Consider the following 16235-nt stretch of genomic DNA (forward strand, 5'->3'; position numbering starts at 1 on the left):
ACATGTCCACTGCCAAGACTGCTTCTTCCGGTTTCGATATCAAACGCACCTTGATTGACACCGTCGTCGCCGGCCTGCTCGCCCTGATCGTCTTCGGTCCGGTGGTGGGCGTGGTCCTCGACGGCTACAGCTTCAACGCCGAACCGAGCCGCGTGGCCTGGCTGGTGGGAGGGGTGATGGTGGGGCGCCTGCTGATCAGCCTGTTCCTCCAGACCGACGCCGGCAAGCGCATGGCCCACGGCTTCGAAAGCGGTGGCTCGGGGGTGCATGTGCTGGCGCCGGACTACAAGTCGCGCCTGCGCTACATCATCCCGGCGCTGATCGTTATCGCCATCGTCTTCCCGATTTTCGCCAACAAGTACCTGCTGACCGTGGTCATCCTCGGCCTGATCTACGTGCTGCTGGGGCTCGGGTTGAACATCGTGGTGGGCCTGGCCGGCCTGCTCGACCTGGGTTACGTGGCCTTCTACGCCATCGGCGCCTATGGCCTGGCCCTGGGCTACCAGTACCTCGGCCTGGGCTTCTGGAGCGTGCTGCCGCTGGCGGCCATCGCCGCGGCGCTGGCGGGCTGCATATTGGGCTTCCCGGTACTGAGGATGCACGGCGACTATTTGGCGATCGTGACCCTGGGCTTCGGTGAAATCATTCGCCTGGTGCTGAACAACTGGCTGTCGTTCACCGGCGGTCCGAACGGCATGCCGGTACCGTCGCCGACCTTCCTCGGCCTGGAGTTCGGGCGCCGGGCCAAGGATGGCGGGGTACCGATCCACGAGTTCTTCGGCTTCGAATACAACGCCAACCTCAAGTTCATCTTCATCTACGCCGTGCTGTTCATGGTCGTGCTGGCCGTGCTGTACATCAAGCACCGCCTGACCCGCATGCCGGTCGGCCGGGCCTGGGAAGCCCTGCGCGAAGACGAGATCGCCTGCCGTTCCATGGGCCTGAACCATGTGCTGGTCAAGCTCTCGGCCTTCACCCTGGGGGCGTCCACCGCCGGTCTGGCCGGGGTGTTCTTCGCCAGTTACCAAGGCTTCGTCAACCCGTCGTCGTTCACCTTCTTCGAGTCGGCGCTGATCCTTGCCATCGTAGTGCTCGGCGGAATGGGCTCGACGGTCGGCGTGGTGATCGCCGCGTTCGTCCTGACCGTGGCCCCGGAACTGCTGCGCAGCTTCTCCGAATACCGCGTGCTGCTGTTCGGCGTGCTGATGGTGCTGATGATGATCTGGCGACCGCGCGGGCTGATCCGTATCAGCCGTGCCGGTGTGGTCCCGCGTAAAGGAGTGGCGCCATGAGCGACGACGTAATCCTCTCGGTCGATAACCTGATGATGCAGTTCGGCGGGATCAAGGCGCTGAGCGACGTCAGCCTGAAGGTCAAGCGCAACGACATCTTCGCCCTGATCGGCCCCAACGGTGCGGGCAAGACCACGGTGTTCAACTGCCTCACCGGTTTCTACAAGGCCAGTGGCGGCAAGATCGAACTGAACGTGCGCGGCTCGCACACCAACGTGATCCAGTTGCTCGGCGAGCGCTTCCAGATGGGCGACTTCGTGTCGCCGAGCCGCTTCATGACCCGCGTGCGCTACAAGATGTTCGGCGGCACCCACCTGGTCAACCGCGCCGGTCTGGCGCGGACCTTCCAGAACATCCGCCTGTTCCGGGAAATGTCGGTGGTGGAAAACCTCCTGGTGGCCCAACACATGTGGGTCAACCGCAACCTGCTGGCTGGCGTGCTCAACACTCCGGCCTATCGCAAGGCGGAAAGCGACGCCCTCGACCATGCCTTCTACTGGCTGGAAGTGGTGGACCTGGTGGACTGCGCCAACCGCCTCGCCGGTGAGCTTTCCTATGGCCAGCAGCGCCGCCTGGAAATCGCCCGGGCCATGTGCACGCGGCCGAAGATCATCTGCCTGGACGAACCGGCTGCCGGCCTCAACCCGCAGGAAACCGAGGCCCTGAGCCGGATGATCCGGGTGTTGCGTGACGAGCACGACATTACCGTGGTGCTGATCGAACACGACATGGGCATGGTCATGAGCATTTCCGACCATATCGTCGTGCTCGACCACGGCAACGTGATCGCCGAAGGCAAGCCGCAGGACATCCGCAACAACCCGACCGTGATCGCCGCCTACCTGGGTGCTGACGAAGAGGAGCTGGTATGAGTGCACCCATTCTCGAACTGCAGGACCTGGACGTGTTCTACGGGCCGATCCAGGCCCTGAAAAAGGTCTCGATGCACATCAACGAGGGCGAGACGGTCAGCCTGATCGGCTCCAACGGTGCCGGCAAGTCGACCCTGCTGATGTCGATCTTCGGCCAGCCGCGGGCGGCGGGGGGCAAGATCCTCTATCGCGGTACCGACATCACCCACAAGTCGTCGCACTACATCGCTTCCAACGGCATCGCCCAGTCGCCGGAAGGGCGGCGGGTGTTCCCCGACATGACCGTCGAGGAAAACCTGATGATGGGCACCATCCCCATTGGCGACAAACATGCCGACGAAGACATGCAGCGCATGTACGAGCTGTTCCCGCGGCTCAAGGAGCGGCGTAGCCAGCGGGCGATGACCATGTCCGGTGGCGAGCAGCAGATGCTCGCCATCGCCCGGGCGTTGATGAGCCGGCCGAAGCTCTTGCTGCTGGACGAACCTTCGCTGGGGCTGGCGCCGATCGTGGTCAAGCAGATCTTCTCGACCTTGCGCGAACTGGCGAAGAGCGGCATGACCATCTTCCTCGTCGAGCAGAACGCCAACCATGCGCTGAAGCTGTCGGACCGGGCCTATGTGATGGTCAACGGGCAGATCCGCCTGAGTGGTACGGGGCAGGAGCTGCTGGTCAATGAGGAGGTGAGGAACGCCTATCTCGGCGGGCACTGATACCTGGTGTATTGCTCAACCTTTGTAGGAGCGTGGCTTGCCCGCGAAGGACCGCGTAGCGGTCCCAAAATAGTGTGGCCAGTAACATTTTTGGGACCGCTGTGCGGTCCTTCGCGGGCAAGCCACGCTCCTACAAGCCGCTGCGTCGTCCTGGATTTTCAGGAACTCAAGGCAAACCCGGGCAGTCGTACCCCGTGTACCGTTTCGACGCTGCACAAGGAACCCCTACGATGTCCCGACGCTCCCTGCTCACCCCCGCGATCCTCGCCTGCGGCCTGCTGTTCGGCGGCCTGACAGTGCACGCCGAGGAAGCGGCCAAGGTCCAGATCGAGTCCTCTGCGTCCTCTTCCGACAACCTCGCCGCGATCCACCGCGAATCCGGCATGAGCCACTCCCTGCATGACTCCGGGGTCAGCGTGGCCGACCTGAAGAAGATGCGCGACACCCTCAACCAGAACGCCAGCGACCTGCAGGACCTGCGCCGCACCGTGGACGAGCAGACCCGGCAGATCGGTGAACTGCAACGGCGCCTGGAAGACACCAACCGCAAGGTGCAATAGGTTGTCCACAGGAATGTGGAAAAGTACCTGGGCAAGTTGATGGCTATGCGCCATAAAGTCGCTGTAAGCAGTTGTTTTCCATGTAATTGAAGTTGTCCACGATTAATGTGGAAGCGATTGTGGGTAACTTGGTGATGAGTGGCTGAAAGCCTTGAATCACGTGGCTTGCAAGGAGATGTTCATTTTTTGATCAGTAACTTAGGAAGCCCCTGTCGGGGTATTTGTCAAGTTGCTGATCAGCATTTAAAACAGCCTGAAAACATCAATGAAAGCCTGTGGATAACTCTGTGAACAAGCCTTGGAAAGACGCCGCTGGCCCGCGAGGTTAAAGGCGTTGCGCCATCAGCACGGTTTTCCACCGTGCACGGTAACGGGGCAGGGTGCTTAAGCTGACACCGGAGTCAAGTGAAAAAGGGCGCGCCAGCCTGTGGATTACTTGGCCGTTAGCGCTGCGGCAAGGTTATACAGTTGCCCCCAATCTGTGTGGAAGGGCCTGTGGATAAGGTGCGCATACCCACGGCGGAGCCTTATGCCACAAGGCTTTGCGCCGATTGATCGTTTTTTGCACAGGGGAGGAACGGCTTGCCGCATGGTCGATGGCCGGGCATGCTTCAGGGCCTGCCGTCCTCTTGCCGTGATCCAAGGAGATACCCTCATGACTTCCACCGTATTCATCACCGGTGCCACTTCCGGCTTCGGCGAAGCCTGCGCCCGCCGTTTCGCCGAGGCCGGCTGGTCGCTGGTGCTGACCGGTCGCCGCCAGGAGCGCCTCGACGCCCTGTGTGCAGAGCTTTCGCAACAAACCCAGGTGCATGGCCTGGTCGTGGATGTACGTGACCGCAAGGCCATGGAGGAGGCGATCGCCAGCCTGCCACCGGCCTTCGCCAAGCTGCGCGGGCTGATCAACAACGCTGGCCTGGCCCTGGGCGCGGACCCGGCGCCGCAGTGCGACCTGGATGATTGGGAAACCATGGTCGACACCAACATCAAGGGCCTGATGTACAGCACCCGCCTGCTGCTGCCGCGGCTGATCGCCCACGGTCGGGGTGCGACCATCCTCAACGTCGGTTCGGTGGCGGGCAACTACCCGTATCCGGGCAGCCATGTGTATGGCGGCACCAAGGCCTTCGTCGGCCAGTTCTCCCTGAGCCTGCGCTGCGACCTGCGCGGCACTGGCGTGCGGGTGACCAATATCGAGCCGGGGCTGTGCGAGAGCGAGTTCTCGCTGGTGCGTTTCGGCGGCGACCAGAGCCGTTACGACGCCACCTACGCGGGCGCCGAAGCGATCCAGCCGCAGGACATCGCCGAGACCGTGTTCTGGATTCTCAACCAGCCGGCGCATATCAACATCAACAACCTTGAGTTGATGCCGGTGAGCCAGGATTGGGCCGGGTTCTCGATTACCCGCAAGGACTGAGTCGCCCTTGAGGCCCTCATCGCTGGCAAGCCAGCTCCCACAGGTACAGCGGTGTTCTCGCGGGCGGCGCGAACCCTGTGGGAGCTGGCTTGCCAGCGATGGCGTCAGCTGCTGCGCTGCAGCCCTTGCAGACAGGTCACCAGGTGATACGGCGTAGTAGAAGGCATATCCTCCCGACTCACCTCACCCTTGGCATCCCGACACTCATACCACCCCCCCTCATGCAGGAACCGCTGGCGCAGCACCTCAAGCTGCCCCACCAGCTTCTCCCCGCCATCCGCGCGCAAGGCCAGCGCCCGCAGGTACTCGGCCTGGGCCCAGATGCGCTGGGTGGCATCACGCACCTGGCCATCGGCATCAAGCATCGCCAGTACCGCACCGTCCTTCACCCCGCGCTCCTCGGCAAAGGCAAAGGCCCGCTCCAGCGACGCATGCAACGCCGTGCCCTTGAGCAGCGGCGAAGTCTCCAACAGCCAGAACCATTCGAACTGATGCCCCGGCTCGAACCAGTTATCCACAGCCCCGCGCGGTTTCTCCAGCATCACCCCATGCTGCGGGTCGATGAACTGCGCCTGCATGCCCTCGGTCAGAGCCAGCAGAGCCGCCTGCACCTCGTCATCCTCACGCACGGCCAGGGTGGCAAGGAAGGCTTCGGCCAGGTGCATCAACGGGTTCTGCAACGGGCCGCTGCCCAGGTCCGACCAGTCTTCGCCAAGGCTTGCCTCGTACAACCCGTCGTCATTGGCGAAGCGCTCGGCCACCACGCTGAGCGCGGCATTCAGGGTCGATTCCACCAGGCTGTCGCGGCTCTTGTCCCAGTAGTGGGCGCAGGCGAAGACGATGAAGGCGTGGGTGTACAGGTCCTTGCGCCGGTCCAGTGGCTTGCCCTGGGCATCGACGCTGTAGAACCAGCCGCCATGCTCGGCATCGTGGAAGTGCCGGTTCAGCGAGCGGAACAGCGCGGCGGCGCGTTCGCTGGCGCCGGGCTGGTCGATGCGGCTGCTGAACAGGTAGAGCTGGCGGGCACAGGCCATGGCCCGGTAGCGCTGCACCGGCATTGGCTGGTGGGCGGGGTCGAGGGCCTCGAAGGGCAGGGCCATGTCCGGGTTCCAGCCCGGGCCTTCCCAGAGCGGCACGATGCGCCGGTCGAAGTGTTGCTGGACGTCAGCGAGCAGGGAGGTCTGGGCAGGGGAAAGTTCGGACATGGAAAAGGTTCGTCGCCGTCATTGCGTTGGCGCGCATGGTAGCAGGAAATTTCCCCGTGGCGCCGGGATCAGGCCGGGTTGCCCAGGCCCTGCCAGTGCCGTGCGCCGACGAAGATGAAGCGCAGTTGCTGGATGATCTTGGCTTCGGCGCTGAGCTGGCCCTCGGCCAGGTTGGTCGGCGGATCGATCAGCTCCGGCAGGGTGGCGAATACGGTTTTCACCACCAGGTCGGCGATCACGCCGAGTGCCGGTGCATCGAGGTGCTGCCAACGGCGCATGCTGCCCAGGTCGGCGGCGAGGTCGGAACTGATGCCCTCGCGCAGGCGGGCGATGGCCTGGCGCACCGGCTGCGAGCCGCCGTATTGCTCGCGGGCAAGAAACAGGAATTGCGCACGGTTGGCCGCGACCACGTCGAGAAAGATACGTACCGAGGCGTCGGTGATGCCGCCCAGTTCGATTTCGTTGTGGCGGACCCTGCGGATGGTCTGGCGGAAGGTTTCGTTGACTTCGCGGACCAGGGCCAGGCCCAGTTGGTCCATGTCATCGAAATGCCGGTAGAAACCGGTGGGCACGATGCCGGCCGTGCGGGCCACTTCACGCAGGCTCAGGCTGCCGAATCCGCGACCGCTCTCCATCAGTTGACGGGCGGCGTCCAGCAGGGCGTGGCGGGTCTGTTGCTTCTGTTCGGCGCGCGGCAGCATGGCGGGTTCGTTCGTGTGAAACGGGCCCTGCACTCTAAAGGCCGGGGCCGGAAAAACAAAGCCCGGTCAGTTGACCGGGCCTCGGAGGGGAGAGGACTGCGCGCGGGTAGCTGTTGTTTTCGCGCATAGGCATCAGCTCACCCGGTTGTTGCGTTCGATTACACGGTCACCACCGCCTTCGGCCACACGGTTATTGCGTTCGATCACGCGGTCACCACCGCCTTCGGCAACGCGGTTATTGCGTTCGATCACGCGGTCACCACCGCCTTCGGCAACTCGGTTGTTGCGCTCGATCACACGGTCACCACCGCCTTCGGCAACTCGGTTGTTGCGCTCGATCACACGGTCACCACCGCCTTCGGCAACGCGGTTGTTGCGTTCGATCACACGGTCACCACCACCTTCGGCCACACGGTTGGCGCGTTCGATCACACGATCCGAACCGCCTTCAGCCAGGGTGTTCAGCGGCTGGGAGACCGTGGCCGAGCTGTCGCGGGCTTCGGCGGACAGGTGTTGGTCGGCGGCCGGTACGGCGAAGGCACTGGTGGCCAGGACTGAGAGGGCAAGGCTGAGCAGCAATTGGCGTTTCATGTTTTGGATCTCCTGGGGGAGGACAAGTAAGTGGGTACGGAGCCAATGCTACTCTTGGAAATTGGATAGAAAAGTTCATAAAGGTAATGGTAACAATCAACGGGATTGATACATTCCACCGGCCGCTCTAGGTCGCGGCTTTCCTGAGTGCCGCAGTAGGAATTGGCCGGCGTATCCGGCGAAACCCCTTGGCGTTTCGTCAGTCCCAAGTACAAGTGCGTGGTCAACGCACGCTGTCTGCCTAGCTGTCACTGGAGAACCGTGCAATGACGCGCCCCGCCAAAATCATCACCTGGACCCTGGCCAGCCTTGCGCTGATCCTGGTGGTGCTGGTGATCTTCATCGCCACCTTCGACTGGAACCGGGTCAAGCCGCTGCTCAACGACAAGGTCTCCGAAGCCTTGCACCGACCTTTCGCCATCAATGGCGACCTCTCCGTGCACTGGCGCCGCGAGCCCGAGGAAGGTGGCTGGCGGGCCTGGGTGCCGTGGCCGGTGTTCACTGCCCAGGACCTGACCCTGGGCAACCCGGAGTGGCTCAAGGAACCGCAGATGGTCGGGCTGCAGCAGGTGGATTTCCGCCTCTCGCCGCTGCCGCTGTTGGCCCAGCGCATCGTCATCCCGCGCATCGACCTCAAGCTGCCCACCGCCAGCCTCAAGCGCCTGGCCGATGGCCGGGCCAACTGGACCTTCGATTTCGGGCCCAAGGACGAAAACGCCGAGCCATCGAAATGGGTACTGGATATCGGCGCCATCGGCTTCGACAAGGGCCAGGTGGCGTTCGATGACGCCACCCTGAAGACCAATGTCCAGGTGCAGGTCGACCCGCTGGGCAAGCCGATCCCGTTCAGCGATATCGTCGGCAAGAGCACCGCCGAGAAGACCGCCAAGGAACACGGCAACGCCCAGGACTACGCCTTCGGCTTCAAGGCCAAGGGCACCTACAAGGGCGAGGCGCTGACAGGCGAAGGCAAGATTGGCGGCCTGCTGGCCTTGCAGGATGCGACCCAGCCGTTCCCGGTGCAGGTGGACGTGAGCATCGCCAAGACCCGCGCCATCGTCGCCGGCACCCTGACCGATCCGCGCAATCTCGGCGCCCTCGACCTGCGCCTGAAACTCTCCGGTGCCAGCCTCGGCAACCTCTATCCGCTGACCGGCGTGACCCTGCCGGACACCCCGCCGTACCAGACCGACGGCCACCTGATCGCCAAGCTGCACGAGCCGGGCGGGGCGCTGTTCCGCTACGAAGGCTTCAACGGCAAGATCGGCGACAGCGATATCCATGGCGACCTGGCCTTCGCCGCCAGCCAGCCGCGGCCCAGGCTGACCGGCAAGCTGGTGTCCAACCAGTTGCTGTTCAAGGACCTCGCACCGCTGATCGGCGCCGACTCCAATGCTCAGCAGAAAGCCCGTGGTGGTGCCGCGAAGCAGCCTGGGGAGAAGGTCCTGCCGGTGGAAGAGTTCCGCACAGAGCGCTGGCGGGCGATGGATGCCGATGTCACCTTCACTGGCAAGCGCATCGTGCAGACCGAGGAACTGCCGTTCACCGATCTTGATAGTCACGTGGTCCTCGAGGATGGCCTGCTGCGTCTGGAGCCGCTGTCCTTCGGTGTGGCGGGCGGCAAGCTGGGCATGCAGGTGCGCCTCGACGGGCGCAGCACGCCGATGCAGGGGCGGGTGAAGTTCACTGCGCGCAATCTCAAGCTCAAGCAGCTGTTCCCGACCTTCGAACCGATGAAGACCAGCTTCGGTGCGCTCAATGGCGATGCGGACCTCAGTGGCCGGGGTAATTCGATTGCGGCGTTGCTGGGCACGTCCAATGGCGATCTGAAGCTGCTGGTCAACGATGGCGCAGTCAGCCGCAGCCTGATGGAAATCGCCGGGCTCAACGTGGGCAACTATGTGGTCGGCAAGCTGTTTGGCGACAACGAGGTGAAGATCAACTGTGCGGCGACCGATGTCGGGATCAAGGATGGTCTGGCGACCACGCGGCTGTTCGTGTTCGATACCGAGAATGCGGTGATATATGTGACCGGTACGGCGAACTTCGCTACCGAACAGCTGGATTTGAAGATCAATCCGGAATCCAAGGGCCTGCGCCTGTTCTCGCTGCGTTCGCCGTTGTATGTGCGCGGTTCGTTCGCCAAGCCGTCGGCCGGGGTGCAGGCGGTGCCATTGGCGTTGCGTGGGGCGGGGATGGTGGCGCTGGGGGTGGTGGCCGGGCCGGCGGCGGGATTGCTGGCGCTGGTGGCGCCGAGCAGCGGGGATGAGCCGAACCGTTGTACGCCGTTGCTGGAGCAGATGCGGGCCGGCAAGGCGCCCAAGACTGTGAAATAACTGAGGGCCTCATCGCTGGCAAGCCAGCTCCCACAGGGTTCGAGGCGGACACAAATTTTGTGGCTGGCTGTGGGAGCATCAAGGACTCCCACAAGGCCTCGCGGTGTACGCGGTCCCTGTGGGAGCTGGCTTGCCAGCGATGAGGCCCTGAAGGGCGATAGAGAATCAGAGGCCTTGCAGCAAGTCCGCCATATCATCCGCATGCTCTTCTTCCTGAGCCAGGATGTCCTCGAAGATGCGCCGGGTAGTCGGGTCGCTATCGCCGATAAAGCGCACGATCTCCCGATAGCTGTCGATGGCGATCCGCTCAGCCACCAGGTCCTCCAGCACCATCTCCTTCAGATTCTTCCCGGCCACGTACTGCGCATGGGAATTCTTGCTCAGGTTGTCCGGGTTCAGATCCGGCTCGCCGCCCAATTGCACAATACGCTCGGCCAGTTTGTCGGCGTGCTCCTGCTCCTGGTTCGCATGCTCCAGGAACTCCGCCGCCGCCACGCTCGCCTTGATCCCGCTGGCCATGTAGTAGTGGCGCTTGTAGCGCAGGGTGCAGACCCACTCGGTGGCCAGCGACTCGTTGAGCAGGCGCAGGATGGTCTGGCGGTCGGCAGTGTAGCCCTCGGTCACGGCGCCTTGTTCCACATGCTGGCGGGCACGTTCGCGCAGGGTTTGTACATCGGTCAGTTCTACGGTGCTCATCACGTTTCTCCAGGCTGGAAAATGGGCGCGCCGCGCTCTCGGGCGCGGTCGCTACATCAGGTACGAGTGCGGCGAAGCGGCAAAAGTTTTATCAGCCACGGCCTTCTCGGCGATCCTGATCACGCTGTTCGCAGGTCTTGAAGCCCTTGTCGTCGACATGCCCGGTGGCGTCGAAGCGCACGAAGTAAGGCTGTTGATGACCTTCGCGGTTGAGGATGTAGTTGTTGCAGGTGCCGCCGTTAGGCAGGTCGATGACCGTGGACGGGCTGCCGCCGATAGCGATGACCTTTTGCATGGTCATGCCGTTTTCCACCTGCTTGACCAGGGGCTGGTCGCGGAAGGTCACGTGGTCCACCGGGTTTTCCGGGTGGCTGCTGCAACCGATCAGGGTGGCGCTTGCCAGAAGTGCTGCCAGGGCGTGCTTGTACATGGTCGTACATCCTCGTGTTAGGCCGTCATGGCCCGATAAGAATTTGGAACCGCAAGCGGCGACGGGAGTTCGATTGCGATTGCCATCGTTTCGCCTGTAGGGTGCAGCGATTACCTCCTGAAACCGGAGTCGCCATGTCGCAAGCGCTTGCCACGCGTTATCCACTGGTGCTGGTGCCGGGCATGCTCGGCTTTGTCCGGCTGCTGGCCTATCCCTACTGGTTCGGCATCGTCAGGGCCCTGCGCCGGGGCGGGGCGCAGGTCTACCCGGTACAGGTTTCGCCGCTGCACAGCACCGAGGTGCGCGGCGAGCAGTTGCTGCGCATCGTCGAGGAATTGCGCCAGCGCACCGGAATCGACAAGGTCAATCTGCTTGGCCACAGCCAGGGCGCCCTGACGGCCCGCTACGTGGCAGCGAAACGTCCGGAATGGGTGGCCTCGGTCACCTCCATCGCCGGCCCCAACCACGGTTCGGAACTGGCCGACTTCTTCGAGCGCGAGTACCCCGGCGATTCACCCCGCGGACGTTTGCTCAAGGCGGTGCTGCATGGCCTGGCGTGGCTGATGGAAGTGCTGGAAACCGGCTGGAAAGGCGAGAGACTGCCCATCGACGTGCACGCCTCGCACCTGTCCCTGACCTCCAGCGGCGTGGCCCGCTTCAACCAGAGTTATCCACAGGGCCTGCCCGAGACCTGGGGCGGGGAAGGGCCGGCCGAGGTCAACGGCGTGCGTTATTACTCATGGTCCGGCGTGCTCAAGCCGGGCATCACCGACCGCGGCCTGAACCGCCTGGACGGCAGCAACCGCTTCTGCCGCCTGTTCGCCCGGACGTTCGTGCGCGAGAACGGCCAGTGCGACGGCATGGTTGGACGTTTCAGCTCGCACCTGGGCCAAGTGATCGGCGACGACTATCCCCTTGACCACCTGGATATCGTCAACCAGTCCCTGGGCGCGGTGGGCAAAGGCGCGCAGCCGGTGAAGCTGTTCGTCGAGCACGCCGAACGCCTCAAGGCCGCCGGCTGCTAGCGCTCCCAAGGGATGTAAGAAATCTTGTCTAAACTCCACTGACAGCCGCGCCTCCCTCGCGGCGATCAGGAGAGTCACCATGAAGATGCTGCGTGTGCCGTTGCTGTTGCTGGGCCTGCTGATGGCGTCACAGGGTTTCGCTGCCACCGCCCAGCAGGAAAAGATGAAGACCTGCAACGCCGACGCCACCGCCAAGGCGCTCAAGGGCGATGAGCGCAAGGCGTTCATGAGTACCTGCCTTAAGGCCAAGCCGGCCGCCACCCAGCAGGACAAGATGAAGACCTGCAACGCCGACGCCACCACCAAGGCGCTCAAGGGCGATGAGCGCAAGACCTTCATGAGCGACTGCCTGAAGAAAAAATGATCTGACGGGACGATCAGGTCTTGCTCTGGGGCAATGCCTGATCGTCCGCCGTCGCCCGCCCCTATGCCTGTTCACCGAAGGCTGGCAGACTGCCGCCTCCGTCGTCTTTGGCTGTCTCTGAGGTTGTATGACTTTTACCCAGCGTCAGGTCGTGCTGGCCAGTTGGATCATCGTATTCACCGCCTTGTTGCTGGTATTGCCGCTCAAGCTGCTGCCGAGCCTGCTCGCCGGCTTGCTGGTGTTCGAGCTGGTCAACATGCTTACGCCGAAACTCCAGCACGTGATTGCCGGGCCGCGGGCACGGTGGCTGGCGGTGGCCTTGCTCGGCACCCTGGTGGTCAGCACCCTGACCCTGATCTTCGCCGGGGCCATCAGCTTCCTCCTGCATGAGGCGGAAAACCCCGGAGCCTCGCTGGACCGCTTCATGCTCCTGGTGGACCAGGCTCGAAGCCAGTTGCCACCGTTCGTCGACGCCTACCTGCCGGCCAGCGCCGCCGAGTTCAAGGTGGCCATCGGCGACTGGTTGAAGACCCACCTCGGCGAGCTGCAACTGGTGGGCAAGGGCGCCGCGCACATGTTCGTTACCTTGCTGATCGGCATGATCCTCGGGGCCATCGTCGCCTTGCAGCGGATTCCTGATATCTCGCGGCGCAAACCGCTGGCGGCGGCGTTGTTCGAGCGCTTGTCGCTGCTGGTCCAGGCGTTTCGCAACATCGTCTTTGCGCAGATCAAGATTTCCCTGCTCAACACCGCGTTCACCGGGATCTTCCTGGCCGTGGTGCTGCCGCTGTTCGGCGTGCATTTGCCGCTGACCAAGACGCTGATCGTGCTGACCTTCCTGCTCGGCTTGCTGCCGGTGATCGGCAACCTGATGTCGAACACCCTGATCACCATCGTCGGCTTGTCGCTGTCGATCTGGGTGGCGATGGCGGCGTTGGGGTATCTGATCGTTATCCACAAGGTCGAGTACTTCCTCAACGCGCGGATCGTGGGCGGGCAGATCAGTGCCAAGTCGTGGGAACTGTTGCTGGCGATGCTGGTGTTCGAGGCGGCCTTCGGCTTGCCGGGGGTGGTGGCGGGGCCGATCTACTATGCCTACCTGAAGAGTGAGTTGAAGCGGGTGGAGCTGGTCTGAAGCCTTGTGGTGTCTGATCCGGCCTCATCGCTGGCAAGCCAGCTCCCACAGGTATTGCGTGCACCGCTAAACCTGTGGGAGCTGGCTTGCCAGCGATAGGGCCCTGGAGTCAGGCGCCGTAGCGTTTGCGCGCCTCGATCGCCAGCCCGCTGCCGATGCTGCCGAAGATATTCCCTTCCACATGCCGCGCATTCGGCAGCATCGCCGCCACGCTCTGGCGTAGCGCCGGGATGCCGCTGGAACCACCGGTGAAGAACACCGTATCCACCTGCTCCACCCCCACGCCCGCCTTGAGCAGCAACTCATCGACGCTGCCACGCACCCGCTCCAGCAGGTTGTCGATCGATTGCTCGAACAGCGCCCGGGTCAGGTCCACCTGCAGGTCCTTCTCGACCCGGCCCAGGTCCACCAGGCGGTTCTCGGCGTGGGTCAGCTCGATCTTGGTCGCTTCCACTTCCATCGCCAGCCAGTGCCCGGCGCGCTGTTCGATCAGCTTGAACAGGCGGTCGATGCCGAGGGTGTCCTCGATGTCGTAGCGCATGCTGCCCAGGGCCAGCTGGGATTTCTGCGAGTACACCGAGTTGATGGTGTGCCAGGTGGCCAGGTTGAGGTGGTAGCTGGTGGGCATCAGCGCCTGGCTTTTCATGCGGCTGCCGTAGCCGAACAGCGGCATCACGCCCTGCAGGCTGAGCTGCTTGTCGAAGTCGGTCCCGCCGATATGCACGCCGCCGGTGGCGAGGATGTCGTTGTGGCGGTCGTCGAGCATGTGCCGTTCGGGGGCCAGGCGGATCAGCGAGAAGTCCGAGGTACCCCCGCCGATGTCGACGATCAGCACCAGCTCCTCGCGCTCGATGCCCGACTCGTAGTCGTAGGCCGCAGCAATCGGCTCGTACTGGAACGACACGTCCTTGAAGCCGATCTTGCGCGCCACCTCGGCCAGGGTGTCCTCGGCCTCCTGGTCGGCGGCCTGGTCATCGTCGACGAAATGCACCGGACGGCCCAGCACCACCTGCTCGAACTCGCGGCCGGCATTGGCTTCGGCGCGCTTCTTCAGCTCGCCGATGAACATCCCCAGCAGGTCCTTGAACGGCAGGGCGGTGCCCAGCACGCTGGTGTCGTGCTTGATCAGCTTGGAACCGAGCAGGCTCTTCAGCGATCTCATGAGACGACCCTCGTAACCCTCCAGGTACTCGTGCAGGGCCAGGCGACCGTAGACCGGGCGGCGTTCCTCGATATTGAAGAACACCACCGAAGGCAGGGTGATCTTGCCGTCTTCGAGGACGATCAGCGTCTCCTCGCCAGGGCGATGCCAACCGACGGTGGAGTTTGACGTGCCGAAGTCGATACCACAGGCACGGGCCGGGGATGCATGAGTCATGGAGGCGGTTCCGGGGGAAAAACGGCCGCGCAGTTTATGCCAGTTGCGCGCAGAATCAAGACCGATTATCTGCCGCGCGACAACCCCGGGGCGCCTTGAAAGGCTATGCTTGGCCCCAATCTTCACAGGCAGTGCATTTAACCGACGGTGATTCCTTCGATGGATTTCAAAGACTATTACAAGATACTGGGCGTTGAGCCGACGGCGGACGACAAGGCGATCAAGACCGCCTACCGCAAGCTGGCCCGCAAGTATCACCCGGACGTCAGCAAAGAGCGTGACGCCGAAGACAAGTTCAAGGAGGCCAACGAGGCCTACGAAGTGCTGAGCAGCCCGGAAAAGCGCGCCGAGTACGACGAGATCCGCAAGTACGGCGGCCAGCACGGCCGGCCGTTCCAGGCCCCGCCCGGCTGGGAAAGCCGTGGCGGCGCCGGTGGCGGTGGCTTCGGCGGTGGTGGCGATTTCTCGGATTTCTTCAGTTCGATCTTCGGCTCGGCCGGTCGTGGCAACGGCAATCCGTTTGGCCGTGGTCAACAGCAGCGCAGTGCCGGTCGGCGGGGGCAGGACGTGGAAATGGAACTGGCGGTATTCCTCGAGGAAACCCTGGCCAACGAGTCGAAGAAGATCAGCTTCCAGGTGCCCCAGCACAACGCCATGGGCCAGCGCACCGGCGACACCACCAAGACCCTCAACGTCAAGATCCCTGCCGGGGTGACCGACGGCGAGCGCATCCGCCTCAAGGGCCAGGGCGCGCCGGGCGTGGGTGGCGGGGCGAATGGCGACCTGTACCTGATCATCCGCTTCGCACCGCACCCGCTGTTCGATGTTGAAGGCCATGACCTGATCATCACCGTGCCGCTGGCACCGTGGGAAGCGGCGCTGGGCACCAAGGTGGAAATGCCGACCCTGACCGGCAAGGTCAACCTGACCATCCGCCCGGACAGCCAGAGCGGCCAGCGCCTGCGGATCAAGGGCATGGGCCTGGCCAACAAGCAGGGCCAGCGTGGTGACCTGTATGCACAACTGAAGGTGGTGATGCCGGCGCAGTCGGATGCCGCCACCCGTGAACTGTGGAACAAACTGTCGGAGAAGGCCGGGTTCAACCCGCGAGCTCAATGGAGTAAGTGACCATGAGTAGCACCCTGATCGTTCAGCTGGATATGCGTACCTTGTGCCAGGAAGCCGATCTCACGGTGGACTGCGTGATGGAAATCGTCGAACACGGCATCGTTGAACCGTCAGGGCGAACACCGGAGGACTGGTTGTTCGATGACCGCTCGCCGGTGCTGGCCAAGCGTGCGGCGAGGCTGCATGCGGAGCTGGAGCTGGAATGGGAAGGAGTGGCCCTGGCGCTTGAACTGCTGGAGGAAGTGCAGCAGTTGCGGAGCGAGAACGATATGTTGCGCCAGCGTCTGGGGCGGTTTGTGCAGTGACCTTCAGGGCCTCATCGCTGGCAAGCCAGCTCCCACAGGTTTTGCGGTGCACGCGATCCCTGTGGGAGCTGGCTTGCCAGCGATGAG

The 16235-nt window shown here is 63.4% G+C and carries 17 protein-coding genes; 11 read left to right on the forward strand and 6 right to left on the reverse strand.

Annotated features, from left to right (window positions below):
- The first annotated feature begins 2 nt into the window (after nt 1-2).
- From livM to AC2CQI_RS23180, 5 genes are all read left to right on the forward strand, one after another.
- A complete protein-coding gene (gene livM / locus AC2CQI_RS23160) occupies nt 3-1292 on the forward strand; it encodes a high-affinity branched-chain amino acid ABC transporter permease LivM (RefSeq protein WP_075804731.1) in 1290 nt (429 codons plus the stop codon).
- Complete coding sequence (locus tag AC2CQI_RS23165; RefSeq protein WP_484577996.1) at nt 1289-2164, forward strand: ATP-binding cassette domain-containing protein; 876 nt, start codon at nt 1289-1291, stop codon at nt 2162-2164. The genes livM and AC2CQI_RS23165 overlap by 4 nt, the downstream gene beginning before the upstream one ends.
- The gene (locus AC2CQI_RS23170) at nt 2161-2877 is read left to right on the forward strand and encodes an ABC transporter ATP-binding protein (protein WP_075804729.1); all 717 of its coding nucleotides are present in this window, start codon (nt 2161-2163) and stop codon (nt 2875-2877) included. The genes AC2CQI_RS23165 and AC2CQI_RS23170 overlap by 4 nt, the downstream gene beginning before the upstream one ends.
- Nucleotides 2878-3107: 230 nt before the next feature.
- The gene (locus tag AC2CQI_RS23175) at nt 3108-3437 is read left to right on the forward strand and encodes a hypothetical protein (RefSeq protein ID WP_075804728.1); all 330 of its coding nucleotides are present in this window, start codon (nt 3108-3110) and stop codon (nt 3435-3437) included.
- 655 nt (nt 3438-4092) lie between these two features.
- Nucleotides 4093-4854, forward strand: coding sequence for an SDR family oxidoreductase (locus AC2CQI_RS23180; RefSeq protein ID WP_075804727.1), 762 nt, complete (start codon nt 4093-4095; stop codon nt 4852-4854).
- Between the two features lie 104 nt (nt 4855-4958).
- On the opposite strand, the gene AC2CQI_RS23185 is transcribed toward AC2CQI_RS23180, so the two are convergent.
- The 3 genes from AC2CQI_RS23185 to AC2CQI_RS23195 all read right to left on the reverse strand — a co-directional run bounded on the left by AC2CQI_RS23185 (nt 4959) and on the right by AC2CQI_RS23195 (nt 7351).
- Nucleotides 4959-6059: an AGE family epimerase/isomerase gene (locus AC2CQI_RS23185; RefSeq protein ID WP_484577997.1), complete on the reverse strand. Its 1101-nt coding sequence runs from the start codon at nt 6057-6059 to the stop codon at nt 4959-4961.
- A 68-nt stretch (nt 6060-6127) separates the two neighbouring features.
- Nucleotides 6128-6760 (reverse strand): TetR family transcriptional regulator, encoded by a 633-nt coding sequence (locus AC2CQI_RS23190; protein ID WP_484577998.1) that lies wholly within the window; start codon nt 6758-6760, stop codon nt 6128-6130.
- A 132-nt stretch (nt 6761-6892) separates the two neighbouring features.
- Nucleotides 6893-7351: a phage infection protein gene (locus tag AC2CQI_RS23195; protein WP_484577999.1), complete on the reverse strand. Its 459-nt coding sequence runs from the start codon at nt 7349-7351 to the stop codon at nt 6893-6895.
- 266 nt (nt 7352-7617) lie between these two features.
- On the opposite strand from AC2CQI_RS23195, the gene AC2CQI_RS23200 reads away from it, so the two are divergent.
- Entirely contained in the window at nt 7618-9687 is a 2070-nt protein-coding gene (locus AC2CQI_RS23200) for an AsmA family protein (RefSeq protein ID WP_484578000.1), read from the forward strand.
- Nucleotides 9688-9852: 165 nt separating this feature from the next.
- On the opposite strand, the gene AC2CQI_RS23205 is transcribed toward AC2CQI_RS23200, so the two are convergent.
- Both AC2CQI_RS23205 and osmE read right to left on the reverse strand, forming a co-directional pair.
- The gene (locus AC2CQI_RS23205) at nt 9853-10383 is read right to left on the reverse strand and encodes a ferritin-like domain-containing protein (RefSeq protein WP_075804722.1); all 531 of its coding nucleotides are present in this window, start codon (nt 10381-10383) and stop codon (nt 9853-9855) included.
- A gap of 91 nt (nt 10384-10474) precedes the next feature.
- Nucleotides 10475-10813, reverse strand: coding sequence for an osmotically-inducible lipoprotein OsmE (gene osmE, locus AC2CQI_RS23210; protein ID WP_484578001.1), 339 nt, complete (start codon nt 10811-10813; stop codon nt 10475-10477).
- A 134-nt stretch (nt 10814-10947) separates the two neighbouring features.
- Here osmE and AC2CQI_RS23215 point away from each other — a divergent pair, with 134 nt between their 5' ends.
- The 3 genes from AC2CQI_RS23215 to AC2CQI_RS23225 all read left to right on the forward strand — a co-directional run bounded on the left by AC2CQI_RS23215 (nt 10948) and on the right by AC2CQI_RS23225 (nt 13337).
- Entirely contained in the window at nt 10948-11838 is an 891-nt protein-coding gene (locus AC2CQI_RS23215) for an esterase/lipase family protein (RefSeq protein ID WP_484578002.1), read from the forward strand.
- Between the two features lie 79 nt (nt 11839-11917).
- Nucleotides 11918-12202 carry a PsiF family protein gene (locus tag AC2CQI_RS23220; protein WP_075804719.1) on the forward strand — a complete coding sequence of 95 codons (285 nt, stop codon included), beginning with the start codon at nt 11918-11920 and terminating at the stop codon, nt 12200-12202.
- Between the two features lie 127 nt (nt 12203-12329).
- Complete coding sequence (locus tag AC2CQI_RS23225; protein WP_075804718.1) at nt 12330-13337, forward strand: AI-2E family transporter; 1008 nt, start codon at nt 12330-12332, stop codon at nt 13335-13337.
- Nucleotides 13338-13446: 109 nt separating this feature from the next.
- On the opposite strand, the gene AC2CQI_RS23230 is transcribed toward AC2CQI_RS23225, so the two are convergent.
- Complete coding sequence (locus tag AC2CQI_RS23230; RefSeq protein WP_075804717.1) at nt 13447-14715, reverse strand: Hsp70 family protein; 1269 nt, start codon at nt 14713-14715, stop codon at nt 13447-13449.
- A gap of 159 nt (nt 14716-14874) precedes the next feature.
- Between AC2CQI_RS23230 and cbpA the strand changes: the two genes are divergently transcribed.
- The gene (cbpA, locus tag AC2CQI_RS23235; protein WP_075804716.1) at nt 14875-15843 is read left to right on the forward strand and encodes a curved DNA-binding protein; all 969 of its coding nucleotides are present in this window, start codon (nt 14875-14877) and stop codon (nt 15841-15843) included.
- Between the two features lie 2 nt (nt 15844-15845).
- Nucleotides 15846-16148, forward strand: coding sequence for a chaperone modulator CbpM (locus tag AC2CQI_RS23240; protein ID WP_075804715.1), 303 nt, complete (start codon nt 15846-15848; stop codon nt 16146-16148).
- Nucleotides 16149-16235: the final 87 nt, after the last annotated feature.

Source organism: Pseudomonas sp. P2S-1 (assembly GCF_057197725.1).